Here is an 18,957-nt window from a genome sequence, read left to right as displayed (position 1 = left end):
TTGCCTTTCAGTTCTTTAGTTCAAATTCAAATTATGCGAAATTGTCGCAGTACCGGTTTTCAAGTTAATCATTCTTCCATTGTTCGCAAACATTCTGTATGTAAGAACTGATGACACCGAAACATTTGCAGTTTTTTCTTCATTGTCCTGCTGATAAGAAACTTTAAACACAACGCCATGCTTTGCGTCCGTCTCTGCATCAGAAGATTTTGTTGCCGCCGGTAAATCTATGTCACCTGCATTTAAGTCTGAAACACCGACATCAAATGTCGCATTTACCCCACTCTCCGTAATTGTATCACCTGCCCCTATTGGAATCATATCAATTACAGTAGCAACTGCCGCAAGAAGACCACTGGTTTGTCCTCCTATAACCGAAGTAAACACTTTAAAAATGGACGTTAAATTCCCATTACCAATCGAAGGTTTTGTTCCATTAACCTTCATTAAGTTCACCGCATCTCCATTAAACTTTACCTTTATGCGGTACGGTTTCGCTAAGGCAATATATGGATCATAGTCAATATTTTTAGCATTGTAAGATCTGGAGAATACCCGAATTAACTCAATTCCATTCATCCCTGACCCAAAATTCTTGGGGTCACATTTACTTACATTCATGACCAGCATCTGCTTATCTCTGGCTACGCCACCGAGAGAAGAATTTGACTTATTCGTCACATGCTGGTATGAGGATGTACTAGCCGCCATTGCAAAATCCCCATTACTTTCGGCACTTTCCTCAGATCCCTCACTCGCTTCCTTTTCTGCTGTCGTCAGTTCCTGTTTAAAAAGCGCAAGCTGCTCTTTAAATGTATCACCATAAAGCATCACAGACTGATTATCCTCATTGTTCAAGTCAAGCAAAGTAAAACTGATAATTGTCTTGCTAAAGGTTGCCATAGCAGTAATGTCGACGATTCCATCGAAACTGTCATTTATCTTCACCTCGAATGCACCGGTATAAAACTTTTTATTTTTCACATACCTGATGTCCGATTCCTTTTCGCTAAAAGAAAAAGAATAAGAAGTTCCAAACATTTTTGCAACTGCATCACCTGAAATCAGAACTTTATCATTAGACTCACGAATGTTTGTCACATTCATCACAATATTATTATTCTGCTTTGTATAAGTGTCATCTCCTATTTTTTTGTAATACTTGATAATTTCTTTGTCTTCTTTTGAGGTGGATATATCCAGCTTGATTGTCGTTTTCTTGCTCACAGATGAATTTGCAAACGAAACTAAACATGTTATTAATACTAAAAGAATTGAAAGAAATAATACAAATAACTTCTTCATAATCGTTCTCCTTTCATCTTGACTTTCCCTCCTTCCCTTAAATTCAGCGTAACATTTCCACCGATAAAATACAAAAACTTTCGGAAAACTGGTCATTTTTTCGGATAAGTGGTCATTTTTTACATAAAAGATAATCTATTATATCCTTTAATTGATTGTGATGAACTTCCACTCGTTATTATTGTTTCCAAATTTTAGAAAACCATATGATAGGGCAAAGTCCCAATGTAAGATACATATTTCGTTTTTTCAATTGTCGCAAATTAGTTCCCATGCTACTTGAAGTTTTCTGTATCATCTATAAATAAAATTGATTCGGCATCTCTGTACTAATAAAACACCATATTAACCAAGCCTATCGGAAGCATCTGAAAAGTTTCAAATATTTTTATCCTTGTGCTTAGGCAAATACGTTTAATCGACGTGTTTTTCCATGTTAATTTTAATTAAATAAATTAACGCTATAGCACCAATCAGAGGAAGTACAATTGCGTGAAATATTGTTAAAACTGCAACAATCACGCGTGTTAATGTATTATGAAAAATCAAATTAAAAAAGACTCCTAGCAACCACACCGCACCGTATACCAATACAATCTTTATTGCAAACATCAGTGCACTGTAATCCCATCGGTTCATAAAAAACTTTTTCAGCCCCATAACTTTTGCCTCCTCGCTTCTTTTCATTGCTATACAGCTTTTACTTATTTCTCACCATTATCTATATCAAATCCATCATGCATTTATATATATATAATTTACATAATTTTATATTATATTATCAGATATGAACTATACCATGATGCGATTAAAATTACTCTTGCGGTAAACCTCGGTGTGCTGTGATTACATTGATTATAAAACCATTTTTAAATTCATAACTTTAGCTCCAGGTTCCATTCCAAGACTGTACAACCTTTACTTGTTTCCCTGCTTTGTCTATATCAGAAAACTTAACATAGCTGTGAATATCCAAAGTTTTTTCTACCAAGCTTACATCAGCTTTCGGTGCCCATCGACAGGTAAATTTACAACTAATATGCGTTGACTCTCCCTTGCTATGTGCAACTTTCTGGTGTTTCCTTATGCTTCCATAGCTAGCGGTGCCAATATTGATGACCATTCCTGACTTAATATCCGCATACGAATCTCTATAGTCAACGCCTGAAGAGCTTAGCGTGTATTGATGTACCAGAATATAAACCCAATTTATAAGTCCTGTTGTAAACTCAAATCTTGTGGTAAATCTACGATTGCCATAGTCTTTCCAATAAGTATCCGCCCCTGGCGTGTTTGCCAAAGGTTGAATACCTGGCAGAAGTTCATCTGGAACATCGAAAGTCTTAACTACAACGCTGCACCCATCTCCTAAGTCAATTCTTTCTTCATCGTTAGCAGACATTTCCAATTCCTTTAACTTTTTTCCAAACATTTCGAGTTTATCTTCAATAAACTCATTTAGAATACTTGGTTTTATTTCTTGCAAAATTACTTCCTTTTCACTAACAGACATTGTAGAGTCAATCTCTACTTCGTTTAACTTCTCTTTCAATAACTCCATGGAATCAATTTTATAAGATTCCTCTGTTTCCTCTAACGTCCTTCCCTGACTTTCCTTTTCTGTTGAAGCAGCAAACATACTTGTACTCATTCCCAGTACCATAGCCATAGCCATAGCCAGCACTAAGCTCAGGATTTTCTTTGTTTTCTTCATTTTAAACTCGTCTTTCTTCTTGACTTATCCTGCTTTATGTCTCATAATGAAGATAGGGTTTTTCTTAATATATGTTTTGTGCTTGCATTCACGACGTATTTTTGAAAAGCTCTTTTTTCATATTTCATAAAGTTTAAGTCTTTAGTAATATTTTTGTTCCCCTGTTTATCCCAATCCTCTTACGAATGAAACATCGGACCGCCCTCCTTTCGTTAGAGTAATCTATTTTAAGCTAATGCTTAAAACCCCTTTATTGTTTACGATATTTTTGTCAGATTCCACGACTGTCCGACTTTAATTTGCTTTGCAGTTTTATTCATTACTGCATAGCTTGGCATTGTGTTCAACTTGTAGTTTACTACTTTCAGATTTCTTTCCATTCCTTCTGATTTCAAATACCGTATTCATGTTCCATTTCATAAATAATACTTTTGTTATAAGGGGCTGATGTCTCAGCCCTTTTCACATACATTCCCTGTCATGAATAGAATCAGCCTGCAAAGATAGGAACCTGCATTATCTTGACTAAATAACGCACATTATTGCAGTGAATCCAACATAGAAAACATTTCCATAAATATAAATAATAATATATTTATCATATATATTTTTTAAAATAATTGATATTGCGTAATCTTTTCTAATATAATATTAGTATCTCTCCATTCCATTTCATAAGATTCATCATAATGAATCCAGAGAAACGTTTTATAAGAGTAACTTAAAGTTCCAATCTTCTTTCCACCTTCATATACAAAAAGCCTCTCTTCTTCTTTCTCTGCTTGAAAGAACTTTCTTTCTCCCGCACAATAAATCCATGGTTTTGAAATGTCTACACCAGTTTCCTGCATGCTCTGGCTACTTTCAGACACTGCAACCCCTCCAGTAATAGAGACCACGAAATTTGCCGGATGAATGATTTCTGCCTCTTCTTCATTTTCTACCAGATAGGAACCATGAAGCGGATCGTCTGTTTCATACTGCGGAGTTTGAGATACGAAATAGATTATTACTGCCACAGCAATGATAACTGCAAATATCAAAACTGTAATTCTGATGTCTTTTCTGTTTCTGTTCATGACAATTCTGCCTCCACTTTTTATGCCACCTTGATTGGTTCTCCACTAAGACCCACATATCTAACAGCTTTTGATTTCTTGAATATTTTTTTACCGCCTGTCTAACAGCATATGGATTTCAAAAATCCCAGTACAGTAATTACAAACAGAGGAATACCGATAAAAACGCCTAAATAATCCACATACTTTTGCAACGGTTCTTCCCAATATTTTCTTTTAAAACCACGCCAGGCACCCCGTACTAGCCAAAATTGTCCACCTAGGCAAAGCAGTAATGTAATACTGATATCCGACATTATCTCTCTCCTGATTATTTAATTAAAGTTAAAAGAAGTGAAGCATTTTTATATTGTCTTCCTTCTACCCATCTGCCACCTTGATGTTTGTAATATGCCCATAACTCATAATCCAAAATTACACTTGTATGAGAATAGCCTCTCAAACTATTCAGTGTCGCATATCCTTCAAGCGTCCAAGATGCTAAATTAAGGATCGGTACAAATTTACTTCCTAATTTTGCAGCTATCGCTTTTTTCACCTTTTCCTTTGCCGCATCAGTCAGACAGGAATACCCGGTTCCACTCACAAAGGATGCTGCTCCAATCACATTATGATCAATTGTACAGTACTCTCTGTAATCTCCAATTTTATGATTCTCAGGTCTTGACGATGTTGTCGTCACAGTTACAGGATACACTGTATTATCAGTTATATCAACAACCTGTACCAATGTGTTTGCTACCACCTCATAGTGCGTATTGATTTTCTTCTCATTCGCATCCTCAGCATATGCTGGCTCTATTATGGCAACAATTTCCCCATCTTCATTTAAAATATACACCCATCCTTTCTGAAACTGTTCTTCCTCTTTTAATCCAGCTTCAGCATTAATTATCTGATCGTAGTAAACCTCCGATTTTATCATCTTATAACCAGATGGCAGCTCATAATTAAATGAATACCTATCGGGAGCCATTTTATCTTTAAGCGTAACATCTGTTTGCATGCTTGTCAAAAGCACACCCTTTTCTTCACGCTGTAGTGTCTTGAGTTTCAATGTCGCATGTCGTTCTCCTCTATATGTCATCACCCCTCCCGCTTTTGCAACGCCTTGTTTCAAACCAAGTTCTTCCGGCAGGTGTACAGAAATGCTCTCACCTTCAAGTGAGGAGTCCATTACAACAGCGATTTTTGGATTTTCCGGCAAAGTGAAATCAGCCAACGTGTCTGGGTTTAAACTTGTTTTTGTCGATTGATTAACATCTGCTTCGCCTGCAAATGCTGGTAAAATTGTTGTTGCCATTAATGTAACACTTAACAAACAGCTTAAAAAAGTTCTTTTCCTCATTTTAAACCTCGTCTTTCCTCTTGACTTTTTCTGCTTTATGTCTCACAATGAAGATAGAGTTTTTCTTAATATATGTTTTGTGGGTCCAATCACGTCATATTTTTGAAAAGCTCTTTCTTTATGTATAAGAAATATCACCTTTTCGATATTTTCATAAAGCCTAAGCCCTTTCATGTTTACGATATTTTCGTCAGATTCCAGGACTGTCTGACTTTAATTTGTTTTGCTGTTTTGTTGATTGCCACATAGCCAACAGTTGTATTTAGTTTGTAGCTGACGGTTCTTGCGATTTTTCCCTCAGTGTATTTGAAATCATAGGTACAATACATATTCACATCGGATACACCAGGCGTCCGTGCTGTTCGGTCGGTAATATCTGGAACAGATTTACCGCAACTTCCATTTGATGTACTCCAATTCACATCCGCAACTCCACTGCGTTCTTCTATTCCGTCAGCCGATAAAGTATAGTGGTTCTCTAAGCTCATGCTTGCTGTAACATTAGCAATAGACACGCTTGCCCTGGCTGTAAAATAGCGGTTTCCGTAATCCTTCCACTGATCACTGCTGCCAGAGGTTGCCATAGGAGAAATTTGTGGAACTCTTACTACCTGACCTTCCTTGCTATCGCTTAACTCCACAGTAAGCATACAACCATCACCCAGATTATACGATTCCACAGCATAGGCGCTGCCGTCAGGAAGCTGTTTCATCGCCAGATCTGTTCCCTGTGAATTTAACAAATCCACTGCCTCATCCATTTTCTCTGCCATAAAAGCATTTACTACATCTTCTGCAGTTTTCTCTATGACCTCCTTCTGTTCTGCCTTGGTCAAATTCTGATTCAGAGCAGCCTTCAACTGGGTCACATTTTGAATTTTGACCTGCTGTGTCTCTGCGCAGACACCTGCCACCATCAAACTCAGTACCAAAGATAGAGTCAGTAAAACACTAAACAATTTTCTTTTCATTTCCTTCTTCAACCCTTTCTTTATCATTTATAATTTACTATCTTTACCATAGCACACAGTTGACACGTTTACAATCATAAAGAAATAAGCGGTCGAAAAAAGAAATAAACGGTCAATTGCTTCCTGTTTTTTCCATGTTATGATATCTTAATTGCACATGTGTTACCAAAATTTTGCTTTCCTTTTCGTATTCCCACCATACCTTTCCTCCATTACGCGCTACTGTTTCCTGCATATTTTTCGTGCCAAAGCCATGATTCTCCTGATCTTTTTTGGTAGTTTGAATATGTCCGCCAATAATCACAGGTTCAGTCTCAGTCGGATTCCAAATAGTGATAAAAAGAAATCCGCCTTGGTTTCCAATCTTGCATTTAATTTCCTTTTCCCCTGTACATTTACATACTGCCTCATAGGCATTGTCTAAACCATTCGATAAAATTACACACAAATCTGTCATTGCAACCGACAAATCCTCCGGAAAAAAACCGCTAAAGTGCAGTCGAATCCCCGACTCCCTGCATTTTCCATAGTAGCGATTTGCGACAGCGTCACAAATCATATTTCCAGTATGAAGATAATCCAGCCGTTCCTTTGCCTGATAAATTTGATGAAGGTATTCTCCCAGTTTTTCCATCTGCCCTTTGTCACATAAATCTGTCATCGTATCCAAATGCTTATAAAGGTCATGCCTAAACCTGCGCAGTTCCTCGTTAGCGCTACCCAGAAGGCGGTACTGTTCTACCTGTTCTTCAATGCAGCGTTCTTTCAAAATCACTTCGCGTTTTAACATTTTCCTCTGGTAAAATGCATATATGATTGCAATCATAAAACCTATGGTAATCATCGCAGTAATTGCGTCTTTTGCTTTGTTCGCCCCCTGATATAACATTGCTGCATCCGTATCCCCCGCGCCTAAATAAGCCCATTCCCATGGAAAAATACTTAAAATTAGTGAAAACGATATGTATATCAGCACATTTACACTCATAACCACCCCATTAATTTCAGCTCTTTTCTGCGCTAAGATTCTAATAAGCACGCAAAATATTACAGTAGTAGCCACCTGTGCAAAGATTGTATACCAGTCAGAGTTTGCATAAAAAGCATCACTTTTAAATACCACCAGCATGATGCCGTCCGCAAAACTAATAATCGGCATGGAAAGTTGCCAATAAGCAATTCCCAGACCCAAAAGATGGGTCTTCTTTCCTTTCAGAAAAATCATCGGTAAAATGCAAATGCTGTGTCCGAAAAGCCACAGCACATTATATGACAGCGCATCAAAATAAAACACCTGCGCAGCAAAGGATGCTATGATAACGCTGGCTCCTATAACGACAGAGCTGCGAGTTTTCCGAAACTCGCAGCCTAATATAAATCGAAACAGTAAAAATGTATTCAATAAATCCAATGGTAAAATGATAGCTCTGGTCATGGTAAACTCCCTTAGATATATTTCTGCGTTCTCATGCAATAAGCGGTATACTTTTCTAAGCACTCTTTTCTTCTGCGGCGGCTGATAAGCAGCACCTTATCACTAGGCTTGCCGCCCGACTTTTCCGGTACGTTCTTCAGGAGAATTCTGTCATCGTAAAAACTGCTGATATGCTTGCAGTTGACAATCTGTCCTCTGCTGATGCAGATAAATCCAAGCGGCTCCAGCTTCGCTGCAAGCGCCCCAACCTTCTGCTTGCCAATATTCTTGACTCTTCCATCTCTTAGGTGTGCGTCAGCATAGCCCGTATCAGCTTCAATCCAAACGATTTCGTCCAAACAACCGCTGCTGCCGTCCGGATAAGTAAAAGACTTGTTCGCAAAAATCAAATTAACGCCCGTATCCAAAAACCCTGCCAAATCATCGTACTGCGGTGGTTTAGATACAAAACCGATTACATTGACATTAAACGCTCTGAGGACATTGTCCATATGACTGGTCGCAAAAATAATCAGTGGTCCCGCACCTCGTCTGGCTAATTGGTTCTTGATATCAATACCGTTTATGGCGCCCATCTCTATATCAAGAATCAGAATATCCGCATCCAGTGGCTCTGCGAGAACATCCTGCGGATGGGTGGTCGTTTCAAGTTCCGCCTCGATATCATTCTCCCGCAAATAGCGTTCGCATAATTTTTTTAATTCCTGAATATCACTAATCTGGTCATCACAAATGATAATTTTCATAGGTAACCCCCAAAGACATTACATATTACAATATCATTTTACCATAAAAGCAAATATCAGAAAAGTATCTTTTCGCTTTTATTATACAATATGACAAATCCCCCTACAACCAAAAAGAAATAAGCGGTCAAAAAAAGAAATAAGCGGTCAAAATATAGTCTCCGTTACCTCATAATTTGTTTCTTCATCAACACTAATTCAAATGAGATGAAAAAACACAGCAATACTTACAAGTAACATCGGTGTCCCCACAATAAACCAAAAATAATCAACATACTTTCCGAACCTACTGCCCCAGCTCTTTGTTTTATACCTATAAATCATGCTGCTCAAAAGCATACACTGAGTAATCATACATAGTAATAATGTAAAATTTATTTTCTCCATCTGATTTCTTTTTTCTCTTCTCAAATTTTATATTTAATGCTGTAAAAAGCTAAACGCTCTGCCCTTTACAATTATGTTGCTTGCCTTCTACCCATCTTCACTATATCCGGTACAAATTAATTTAACAAGACATGTTACCTCGTGTTAACCGTTATATAAATATAGACTTCAAAAATCCCAGCATCGTAATTATAAAAAGAGGGATACCGATAAAAACGCCCAAATAATCCACATACTTTTGCAACGGTTCTTCCCAATATTTTCTATTATAACCACGCCAGGCACTCCGTACTAGCCAAAATTGTCCACCTAGGCAAAGCAGTAATGTAATACTGATATCCGACATTATGTCTCTCCTGATTATTTTATTAAAGTTAAAAGAAGTGAAGATTTAAAAATACTTTTGGAAATTGTCTTCAAAATTCATTTTTCTTTGGATAGTGGAAGATATCAGATGTCGAACCTCTGATATCTCCCGATGCAATATGATTAAGAGTCTAATCCCTCCCCCTTGACTAAAGCCTACCATTTTCGCTGTCAAAATACAATAACTTTCGGAAAACTGGTCATTTTTTCGGATAAGTGGTCATTTTTTACATAAAATTACAGTAATATATGTAAATTTTATTTAAATTTTTCATTTATAAGGCTTTCTTTACGAAAAAAACTATGAAAAAGGACTTTACATGAAATCCATGCAAAGTCCTTTTATCTCACATTTGGTTATACTCTTTCCACTCCGATACCGGTCTTATGTCCATTGAGGTCATAGGTTTCCAGTCCGGAAGCCTCTTCAATGGAAGTTGCCAGAGTTTCCTTCTTGATATAGTCGCCGAAAGTATCTACTGCAGCTTTCACATCTGCGTCTGCTTCCACGAAAATCTTGATGTTATCCATCATCTCGTAGTCGTTTGCTTTACGCATCTGCTGTACCTTGGAAACCAGCTCTCTTGCAAGACCTTCCGCAGCAAGCTCAGGTGTCACGGTCGTGTCAAGAATGGTGAACACGTTGTTTTCCATAGCTACCGCAAAACCTTCTTTAGCATTGATGCGGACATCTACGAAGTCCTTCTTTATTTCAACTTCTTCACCGTCTAAGTTCAGCGTCATAGCGCCTGCTTCCAGACGAGCTACCACATCAGCAGCGTTTTCCTTTGCAAGAGCCGCGCCAAAGGCTTTGATATTCTTACCTAGAACCGGTCCTGCCACCTTGAAGTTCGGCTTTAAGGAGAAGTTCATATACTGGTCAAGCTCCTCTGCAAAGACAACTTCCTTGACATTGAGTTCTTCCATAATCAGCGGCGTCAAGTCCTCGATTACCGCCTGATACTTACCATCTACCAGAATTTCAGAAAGCGGCTGTCTTACCTTGATTCTTTCCTTTTCTCTGGTTCCTCTGCCCAGAGTAACTAAGGTTCTGACAAGATCCATTCTCTCCTCTACCTTTTTGTCGATGAGGCTTTCGTCTGCCTTCGGGAAGTATGCCACATGAACAGTTTCCTCACCGGTCAGATTGGTATAGATTTCGTCAGACAGGAACGGCGCAATCGGTGCAATTAGCTTAGCTGTGCCTACCAGCACTTCGTAAGTAGTCGCATATACGCTCTTCTTGTCTTCAGTCATTTCCTCCGCATAGAATCTTCTTCTTGCGCGTCTGATGTACCAGTTGGACAAGTCCTCAGCAACAAAGTCTGTAATTGCACGAACAGTCTTCATATGGTCATAGCTGTCCATATATTCTGTTACATCTTTTACCAGCTGATTATATTTGGAAAGAATCCATCTGTCCAGTTCAGGTCTCTTGTCATAATCTACTGTCAATGCCGCAGCATCCACATCGTCCTGATTGGAATACAGTACGAAGAAGTTATATACGTTCTTCAAAGTGCCAAAGAACTTGCTCACGACATCGATGAGTCCATCCTCGTCAAACTTGGTCGGTGTCCACGCCGGTGATACAGAAAGCAGATACCATCTGGTCGCATCTGCACCGTATTTGTCGAAGAGCTCAAACGGAGAAACGGTGTTTCCTCTGGACTTACTCATCTTCTTTCCTTCTTTATCCAAAATCAGGTCGTTTACCAGTACATTTCTATACGGCGCCCTGCCCATGATAAAGGTGGAAATTGCCATCAGGGAATAGAACCAGCCTCTGGTCTGGTCGATTCCCTCACAGATAAAGTCTGCCGGGAATAGCTTTTCCTCAAATATTTCTTTGTTTTCAAACGGATAGTGCCACTGTGCAAACGGCATAGCGCCGGAATCGAACCAGCAGTCCATAACCTCCGGAACTCTGCTCATCGGCTTGCCGCAGTGCGGGCACGTGATGTGCACGTCATCCACATACGGTCTGTGCAGCTCGATAGACGTATCGATATCCTCGATAGCTTTTTCTACCAGTTCTTCGCGGCTTCCGATACATTCCAAATGACCGCATTCACATCTCCAAATCGGAATCGGTGTTCCCCAGTATCTGGAACGGGAAATTGCCCAGTCCTTTACATCTGCCAGCCAGTTGCCAAAACGCTTCTCGCCGACAAATTCAGGGAACCAGTTTACAGTGTTGTTATTGGCAACAAGCTGATCCTTCAGCTTGCTCATTTCGATATACCAGCTCGGTTTTGCATAGTAAACAAGCGGTGTACCACAGCGCCAGCAGTGCGGATAGTTGTGCGCCAGCTTTTCCTTGGAGAAAATTTTGTTCTCTCCTGCCAGATACTTGATGATATCCACATCAAGACCTTCTTCCATAACAAAGCGTCCCGCCCATGGCGTTTCTGTATAGCAGCCTCGCTCATCTACAGGCTGCAGCATCGGCAGATTGTATTTGCGTCCGCACTGATAGTCGTCTTCACCGAATGCCGGTGCAGTATGAACGATACCAGTACCGTCTTCTACGGAAACGTAATCCATGCAGGTTACGAAGAATGCTTTCTTGCCGCCTTCCGGCTTTACAAAAGGCATCAGCTGTTCGTATTCGATGTATTCCAGGTCAGCGCCCTTCATTTCTTCCAAAGTTTCGTATTTGCCTTCGCCCAGCACTTTGTTCGCAAGCGCCTTCGCAACATAGAAGATATTGCCCTCTTCATCGCCCTCTGTCATCTTTGCTTTGATGTAGTCGATGCCAGGACCTACGGTCAGAACAGTATTGGAAGCCAGTGTCCAAGGGGTTGTGGTCCATGCCAGAAAATATTCGTTTTCGGCATCTTTACGCTTGAACTTGCAGACCAGCGTGTTGACCTTGACTTCCTTATAGCCTTGGGCTACTTCGTGGGAAGCAAGACCGGTTCCGCATCTCGGGCAGTACGGCAGAATCTTGTGACCTTCGTAAATCAGTCCTGCCTTGAAAAACTCTTTCAGAATCCACCAGCCGGATTCGATATAGTTATTGTCTAAAGTGATATACGGATTGTCTAAATCTACCAGATAACCCATTCTCTCTGTCATCTCTCTCCACATGTCTGTGTAAGTGAAAACAGATTCTTTACACTTCTGGTTAAATTCCTTGATACCATATTTTTCGATGTCCTGTTTGCCGCTCATGCCCAGCTGCTTTTCGACTTCGATTTCTACCGGCAGACCGTGGGTATCCCAGCCTGCTTTTCTGTTGACCTGATAGCCTTGCATAGTCTTATAACGGCAGATAGAATCCTTCAAAGTTCTTGCCATCACATGGTGAATGCCCGGCTTTCCATTTGCAGTCGGAGGACCTTCAAAGAATACGAACTTCTCGCCGTCTTCTCTGGCGCTGACACACTTGTGCAGCAGATCTTCTTTCTTCCATTTCTCGACCTGTTCGTTCTGTACCTGTGCTACAGGCTTATCCGATAATTTCTTGAACATGTATCTCTACTTCCTTTCTGTTTTTTCAAGTTCGGGGTATTCTACAATAAAAAAATCCCCAACCGAAAATATGATTTCCGATTAGGGACGATTCAATTCTAAACCGCGGTACCACCCTAATTGCTAAACCTCGGACGCTTGCATAAATCCATATGCGCCTTAAGGCTGCCTCTCATTAGTGCGCAGGCTCCGGAGTGATATTCGCAAAATCGCAGCTTCACCGATCATCTCTCAGCAAACGATGACCTCTCTGTAAGGGTATTACGCCGGGCTACTGGTTCCTTCAACGCCTGATATAAAGTTTTACTTACGTACCCAAATATTTTAGCATTGTTTCGGCTTGTTTGCAAGCAAAATCTTTGTTAACATTTCGTATTTCACTTTACAGAAAAAAGCAAAATTTGATTAAAAAAATGTAAAGTTCAATCTTTTGATATTACTACAAACTAAATTTTCTTATCTTTAAGCAGAAATTTGCGCAAAAACTAACAGTATGCATGTACATATTTTTAAGATTCTACAAAAAATCCTCTATTTTTTCTTAGATACTAATCCAGGTTGCATTTATCACCCAACAGCACCTGCTGGTTTTCCTTTTTTTGATGTAATAAAGGGTAAAGTTCTGTAATGCAAAAATTCATTTCGACATTCAATCTGAAGTCGCACATATATAACAGCAAAAATCCCATTTTACATCTCCGCCCTTTGCCGAATTGCTATATCTCACTTCTTTCTATGCAGCCCGAATGCAATATAAAGCACAACACCTATCACATTCATGCCACTAAACAGTGCATACACGCCAGTCGCGCCAAAGAAGTCCATTGCTACCCCTCCAAAGAAATTGCACAAAATCGTACCGCCATTGGAACTGACTGCATAAAAGGCTGCTACTGTCAGCGCAATGAGGCGAAAAGACACTGTCTCCGATAGATACTTAACGTATTCAGTCAGCAGGATCCCATTGACCATGCCTTGCAAGAAAAAAGTAGCCAGCAGAAATATATCGGAAGGTCCCAGTGCATAAAGCCCAAAACGCACTGCAGACAGCACCATAGCAAAGGCTATGGTTTTCTCTCTTGAAAATTTTGCGCAAAGCTTTGGCGCCAGCGCCATAAACGGCGCCTCACTTCCTACCATGAGAAGAAAAGCAGTTCCTACGCCTGCTACGCTGCCGCCGCCTTCTGTAAAAAGAAAGCTAAAATAAGTATTGTTTGCCACATTAGTGCCCATGACGAAAATGCCACAAAGAATCAGCTGCAGCGCCCGCTTTTCCTTCAGAAGTTCCTTATAACGGATTCTTTTTCCATTACAGGCAGCGCTTGCAGCAGCGTCCTCATCACGCTGCACAGTCATAATGGTAAATGCCGCCAGTCCAAAAGCGACCGCATTGAGATAAAAAATATTTTCAAGGCCCTATGTTCCTCCGATTTTACCCCCTGCAAAAACTGCTGCTGCGTACCCAGCAGCGCCACATAGCCGAATCGCCGAAAAATGCACCTGATCCTCTTCCAATACCAGCGCATCACACAGTCCCATGACCGGTCCCTGGAAAAAATATTCCAGACCATAGGTCGCAATAAAAATCAGAAATATCGTCACAAAAGAATTACAGACAGCCATTGCACCCGCTAAAAGGCATATCAGCGCAATTACTTTTCTTCCATCGCGGCTGTTGGCATATCGATTGCCCCAAAAAGTGGACGCAAAAACAGCAATTGCTGTTGCCATGGAAGTCACCGTGCCGATTTGCGTTCCGCTAAATCCAATGCTTGCCATATATTGCCCGATTAGTGGATTGATAACCCCCATAGCAGCATAGCCGAATGTATAAAATAATTTAAATTTTGTCGTCTTGTTCAAACTATTTCTTCCTTTTTTTTTAAATTTATAGTATTAAGTAGTATAGCAAATCACGCCTCGGTACACAATAGCAATATCAATTATTTGGAGGTGTATTTTTTGATTATCGTTTGTATTCGAACCTTTATTTTATACTTAGTCGTGCTTTTCACCCTGCGAGTCATGGGAAAATCCGAACTTTCAAAGATGTCGACCTTTCAGATGGTAGTTCTGTTTATGATCGCTGAACTTGCCTCTATTCCTATCGACGAGCCGTCATCTTCTCTGATCAACGGCGCTATGGCAATCTTTACACTGCTTTTCCTGCAGGTACTGCTTTCTTATATTTCTATCAAAAACGAAAAATTTAAGAATTTCATCAACGGCAGACCCAGTGTCATTATTGACAAAGGCATGATTAATGTAAAAGAGATGCAAAGGCTTCGCATTACCGTCAACGATCTGTTTGAACAGCTCCGTCTGGGCAACTGCCCTTCTATTTCAGACGTAGAATATGCCGTTATGGAATCTAACGGAGAACTTTCTATTATCGCAAAGACAGATCAGGAAAAACTACCGCTGGTACTGATTAGCGACGGCATACTTTATGAAGAAAACATGGCAAAGACTGATACCGATTACAATACCCTGCTCTGCATGCTTCAGGCAAAAGGTATTACCGATATTAGCGAAGTCTTTGTCGCCTTCTATGATGGAAAGAGCATGTTTCATGTTTATCCTATGCCGCAACACAAACAAAATTTTTCTGGCGAGGTGTACTAAAATGAGAGCACTAATCACTTCAATTATCTCTCTGGCGCTTTTAATCGGCTGCTGGGGAATCTTCTACCACTACTCCGATGAAAATCTGAATGGAATCATCACTGAATGCGAAGATGTAGTTATGGCAGCTATCCAAAACGAAAACTGGGATGAAGCCTATGATACCTTTAAAGAACAATACAAAATATGGCATGAATACCAGAACAAAGCGCTGTATTTTCTCGACACACAGCCCATCAACACCGCCGACGAAGAGTTTGCCAAAACGTTAATGTATATCAAGGCAAAAGATGTATCAAACAGCAGCGGCGAACTTCTGGCATTGACAGAGCAGCTTCGTGTACTTCACGAAAACGAAGGGCTTCATCTACGCAATATTCTATAATAAAATAGATGCACTGGAAAAGACAGGGCTTTTACAGCATACCCACCGCTGTTTCACCCTGTCTTTAGTCTTCTATGATTTCATACATATCCGCAGCATCCTCTTTGCGGCAGGATTCTGTCAGCTTCAGCACTTTTGCTGTAAGAGAGCTGTTGCCGAAAGAAATGTGAATCACATCTCCCTCCTTTACCTCTGCACCAGCTTTCACAACTTTGCCGTTCACGGATACACGTTCCTGATCGCAAGCGTCTTTTGCCACAGTTCTGCGCTTAATCAAGCGAGAGTTCTTTAAAAATTTATCGATTCTCATGAGTTTCCCTCCTATCCCAGTTTAAAAAGAAAAAAGGACAACGCAGGGTTGTCCTCTGTAAATGCTCTATTATTTGTTTACTGCGTCTTTCAGAGCCTTACCTGCTTTAAATACAGGAGCCTTGGAAGCAGCAATTTCGATTACTTCTTCCGGTTTTCTAGGATTTCTTCCCTGTCTAGCTTTTCTTTCTCTAGTCTCAAAAGTACCGAATCCGATTAACTGTACTTTATCTCCCTTAACCATTGCCTCTTCTACGCTTGCGAGGAATGCGTTAATAGCAACTTCTGCATCCTTCTTGGTAAAATTTGTCTTTTCTGCTACTGCAGCAACGAGTTCAGCCTTATTCATTCTAAAAATCCTCCTTAAAATTATAGATAAGCATTGAACTTACTCTTTCTTTGCCTCTTGCCAAAGTCTGTCCATTTCTTCTAGGCTCAGATCTGCTAAATCCAATCCTCTCTTCCGTGCAATCCTCTCCATACAGTCAAAGCGCTTGATAAACTTAACGGTAGCCTGATTCAGAGATTCCTCGGGATCGATATTTAAAAATCTGGAAGTATTGACCATCGAAAACAGCAAGTCCCCATATTCTTCAGCGATATGCGCATCATCGCGCTCTCTGTAAGCTTGTACCAATTCTGCAAGCTCTTCCTGAATTTTATCAAAGGGACCTTCTGCATCGGGCCAATCAAACCCAACTTTGGCAGCCTTGCACTGAACCTTGGAACTTCTAATCAAAGCAGGTAATGCCTTAGGCACTCTTACCAGCCGATCGGTATATCTAAGTTCCTCATGCTCTCGGCTCTTCATATTCTCCCATTTTTCAAGGGCTTTGTCAATAGTTTTTGCATCATCTTCTAAAAAAATGTGCGGATGTCTGCGAATCATCTTCTCACATTCCTCATTAATGACATCTTTCAAATCAAAATGTCCTTCGTTTTCTGATAAATTGCTATGAAAAACTACCTGCAGAAGTACGTCTCCCAGTTCTTCCCTTAGATTCTCCGTGTCCTTTTCTAAAATGGCATCTACGGCTTCATAAGCCTCTTCCAGCATACATTTGGTCAGCGTTTCGTGGGTCTGTTCCCTATCCCATGGACATTCTTTTCGCAAAATCTTTACGATTTCTACAAGACGCAAAAGTGCGTCCGCCTCATTATCTTTTGTCAAATACAGTGCTTCATACTCTTTTTTCATAATTATTTTACAAACCTCTTTAAAATTTTTACAAGTTTGGTTCCGCCTGGCATTGTTTCCACTTCATCCAGAGTAATAGCTTTCAGGGTAAAGATTAAAATGACATACACCACGACGCCTACCATAATGGCAAACAGCGTCGCAATGCTATTTCCAAGAAATCCTGCTGCAAGGCGATATGCGGCAAAAGCACATACCCCCATAAGCATAGCAGCAAGACACGGGCGGATATAGGTCAGATTGTAGTTAAATTTAACGCCTGTATACTGCTTTACTGATCTGTTATTGAGGACCAACGCTACCACATAGGCAAACATGGTGCCCACAGCAGCGCCTTTGATATTGATATCATGAATCCCGACCAGAATAAAGGTCAGAATGACTTTTCCTACACAGCCTATAGCAAGATGAATCACTGGCAGCATCTGCTTTCCGATAGACTGCAGCACGCCGACAGAAGTCTGCGTAATCGCTAGGAAAATAACACTGATTGCCATAATCATCAGGGTCGGTACTGCAGCGATTGCACTGGCTTTTTGATCGGAATACAGCAAAATCATAATTGGCTCTGCTAGTGCAAAAATACCAAATGCGCAAGGAAACGCCATAATCATGGTCGTCCTGTACCCCAGCTGAATATTTTCCTGCACGCCCTGTCTGTTATGAACCTTGAACGCTGCTGCAATAGCAGGAACCAAGCTGACTGCTACAGCTTGCGTAAAGACCTGCGGAAATGCAATCAACGAATTACAAAAACCACTTAAAAGCCCATAAAGAGTCTTTGCTTCTTCGTAAGACCATCCTGTCGCCTGCAGTCTAGTCATAATAATGCCTGTGTCAATCAAAGTCATGATTGGCATGATCTCACTGCCGATTATAATTGGAATTGCAATTCCGACGATTTTACGCAGAATAACGCCAGTTTCCTCCACCTGTTTATTATTCAAGTCGATTTTTCGGTGAATGACCCTGCGATTCAGCATGTAGATAACAACGATAATGCCAAGACCTGCGATAGAGCCTGCCGATGCTCCAAAAGAAGCGCCTGCCGCTGCTTCTTTCAGCCCTGTATCCAAAAGCTTATAGGCAAGAGCCAGACCCACGATAACACGAATGAGCTGCTCCGTTATTTCAGAGATGGCAGTAGGATTCATATTCTGCCGCCCTTGAAAATATCCACGGAATGCCGAAAACATCGGCACAAAGAGCAGCGCTGGAGAAATGGCTTTTACCGCCAGCGCAGCATCTGGATTTCCAAGGGCTTTAGTGATTGCTTCTCCTCCGAAAAAGCATGCTGCAAAAGAGACGATACCGATTCCAAACAGTAAAGATGTGGCAACCTTAAATACCTTATGGGCATTTCTGTATTCCCCTACAGCAATTCGCTCCGATACCATACGTGAAATTGCCACCGGAATGCCCGCCGTAGACAACACTAAAAGCGCACCGTAAATGGTATATGCAAATCCGTAGTAGGACATGCCGTCAGCACCGATCCAATTGGTCAGAGGAATTCTAAACACTGCTCCCAGCAATTTGATGACAACACCTGCAATACCAAGCACTGCTGCGCCTTTGATAAACTTATTTCCCTTGTTTGACATAATCCCTT

General features: G+C 40.5%; 17 protein-coding genes and 1 pseudogene. 2 read left to right on the top strand and 16 right to left on the bottom strand.

Annotated features, from left to right (window positions below; genetic code table 11):
• Window positions 1–15: 15 nt before the first annotated feature.
• The 12 genes and pseudogenes from V1225_RS08210 to V1225_RS08155 all read right to left on the bottom strand — a co-directional run bounded on the left by V1225_RS08210 (window position 16) and on the right by V1225_RS08155 (window position 14,691).
• Entirely contained in the window at window positions 16–1,305 is a 1,290-nt protein-coding gene (locus V1225_RS08210; protein ID WP_338546036.1) for a hypothetical protein, read from the bottom strand.
• 414 nt (window positions 1,306–1,719) lie between these two features.
• Window positions 1,720–1,965: a hypothetical protein gene (locus V1225_RS08205; protein ID WP_161880244.1), complete on the bottom strand. Its 246-nt coding sequence runs from the start codon at window positions 1,963–1,965 to the stop codon at window positions 1,720–1,722.
• Between the two features lie 223 nt (window positions 1,966–2,188).
• The gene (locus tag V1225_RS08200) at window positions 2,189–3,019 is read right to left on the bottom strand and encodes a hypothetical protein (protein WP_338546034.1); all 831 of its coding nucleotides are present in this window, start codon (window positions 3,017–3,019) and stop codon (window positions 2,189–2,191) included.
• Between the two features lie 611 nt (window positions 3,020–3,630).
• Window positions 3,631–4,098: a hypothetical protein gene (locus V1225_RS08195; protein ID WP_338546032.1), complete on the bottom strand. Its 468-nt coding sequence runs from the start codon at window positions 4,096–4,098 to the stop codon at window positions 3,631–3,633.
• A gap of 101 nt (window positions 4,099–4,199) precedes the next feature.
• Complete coding sequence (locus tag V1225_RS08190) at window positions 4,200–4,394, bottom strand: hypothetical protein (RefSeq protein ID WP_160203305.1); 195 nt, start codon at window positions 4,392–4,394, stop codon at window positions 4,200–4,202.
• Window positions 4,395–4,408: 14 nt separating this feature from the next.
• Complete coding sequence (locus V1225_RS08185) at window positions 4,409–5,446, bottom strand: hypothetical protein (RefSeq protein WP_338546030.1); 1,038 nt, start codon at window positions 5,444–5,446, stop codon at window positions 4,409–4,411.
• Window positions 5,447–5,622: 176 nt separating this feature from the next.
• Window positions 5,623–6,417, bottom strand: coding sequence for a hypothetical protein (locus V1225_RS08180; RefSeq protein ID WP_338546028.1), 795 nt, complete (start codon window positions 6,415–6,417; stop codon window positions 5,623–5,625).
• 112 nt (window positions 6,418–6,529) lie between these two features.
• On the bottom strand, window positions 6,530–7,852 hold the full coding sequence (locus tag V1225_RS08175) for an ATP-binding protein (protein ID WP_338546026.1): 1,323 nt from the start codon (window positions 7,850–7,852) through the stop codon (window positions 6,530–6,532).
• A gap of 11 nt (window positions 7,853–7,863) precedes the next feature.
• Entirely contained in the window at window positions 7,864–8,598 is a 735-nt protein-coding gene (locus V1225_RS08170; RefSeq protein ID WP_160203088.1) for a LytTR family DNA-binding domain-containing protein, read from the bottom strand.
• Between the two features lie 538 nt (window positions 8,599–9,136).
• Complete coding sequence (locus tag V1225_RS08165; RefSeq protein ID WP_338546024.1) at window positions 9,137–9,331, bottom strand: hypothetical protein; 195 nt, start codon at window positions 9,329–9,331, stop codon at window positions 9,137–9,139.
• 377 nt (window positions 9,332–9,708) lie between these two features.
• Complete coding sequence (gene ileS / locus V1225_RS08160; protein ID WP_338546022.1) at window positions 9,709–12,828, bottom strand: isoleucine--tRNA ligase; 3,120 nt, start codon at window positions 12,826–12,828, stop codon at window positions 9,709–9,711.
• Between the two features lie 723 nt (window positions 12,829–13,551).
• Window positions 13,552–14,691, bottom strand: a pseudogene (locus V1225_RS08155) (MFS transporter).
• A 99-nt stretch (window positions 14,692–14,790) separates the two neighbouring features.
• On the opposite strand from V1225_RS08155, the gene V1225_RS08150 reads away from it, so the two are divergent.
• Both V1225_RS08150 and V1225_RS08145 read left to right on the top strand, forming a co-directional pair.
• Window positions 14,791–15,453, top strand: coding sequence for a DUF421 domain-containing protein (locus V1225_RS08150; RefSeq protein WP_160203085.1), 663 nt, complete (start codon window positions 14,791–14,793; stop codon window positions 15,451–15,453).
• A gap of 1 nt (window position 15,454) precedes the next feature.
• Entirely contained in the window at window positions 15,455–15,838 is a 384-nt protein-coding gene (locus tag V1225_RS08145; RefSeq protein ID WP_160203084.1) for a DUF4363 family protein, read from the top strand.
• A 64-nt stretch (window positions 15,839–15,902) separates the two neighbouring features.
• Here V1225_RS08145 and V1225_RS08140 read toward each other — a convergent pair whose 3' ends face one another.
• From V1225_RS08140 to V1225_RS08125, 4 genes are all read right to left on the bottom strand, one after another.
• Window positions 15,903–16,148, bottom strand: a complete 246-nt coding sequence (locus V1225_RS08140; protein ID WP_160203083.1) for an RNA-binding S4 domain-containing protein — start codon at window positions 16,146–16,148, stop codon at window positions 15,903–15,905.
• 69 nt (window positions 16,149–16,217) lie between these two features.
• Window positions 16,218–16,496 (bottom strand): HU family DNA-binding protein, encoded by a 279-nt coding sequence (locus tag V1225_RS08135; RefSeq protein ID WP_160203082.1) that lies wholly within the window; start codon window positions 16,494–16,496, stop codon window positions 16,218–16,220.
• Between the two features lie 39 nt (window positions 16,497–16,535).
• Entirely contained in the window at window positions 16,536–17,345 is an 810-nt protein-coding gene (gene mazG / locus V1225_RS08130) for a nucleoside triphosphate pyrophosphohydrolase (RefSeq protein ID WP_160203081.1), read from the bottom strand.
• 2 nt (window positions 17,346–17,347) lie between these two features.
• The gene (locus V1225_RS08125; RefSeq protein ID WP_161907652.1) at window positions 17,348–18,949 is read right to left on the bottom strand and encodes a polysaccharide biosynthesis protein; all 1,602 of its coding nucleotides are present in this window, start codon (window positions 18,947–18,949) and stop codon (window positions 17,348–17,350) included.
• Window positions 18,950–18,957 lie beyond the last annotated feature (8 nt).

This window comes from Emergencia sp. JLR.KK010, from assembly GCF_037018265.1.
GTDB lineage: Bacteria > Bacillota > Clostridia > Peptostreptococcales > Anaerovoracaceae > Senimuribacter > Senimuribacter intestinalis.
Note: the sequence above shows the minus strand (reverse complement) of the source record. Positions and strands in the feature narration are given on the sequence as shown.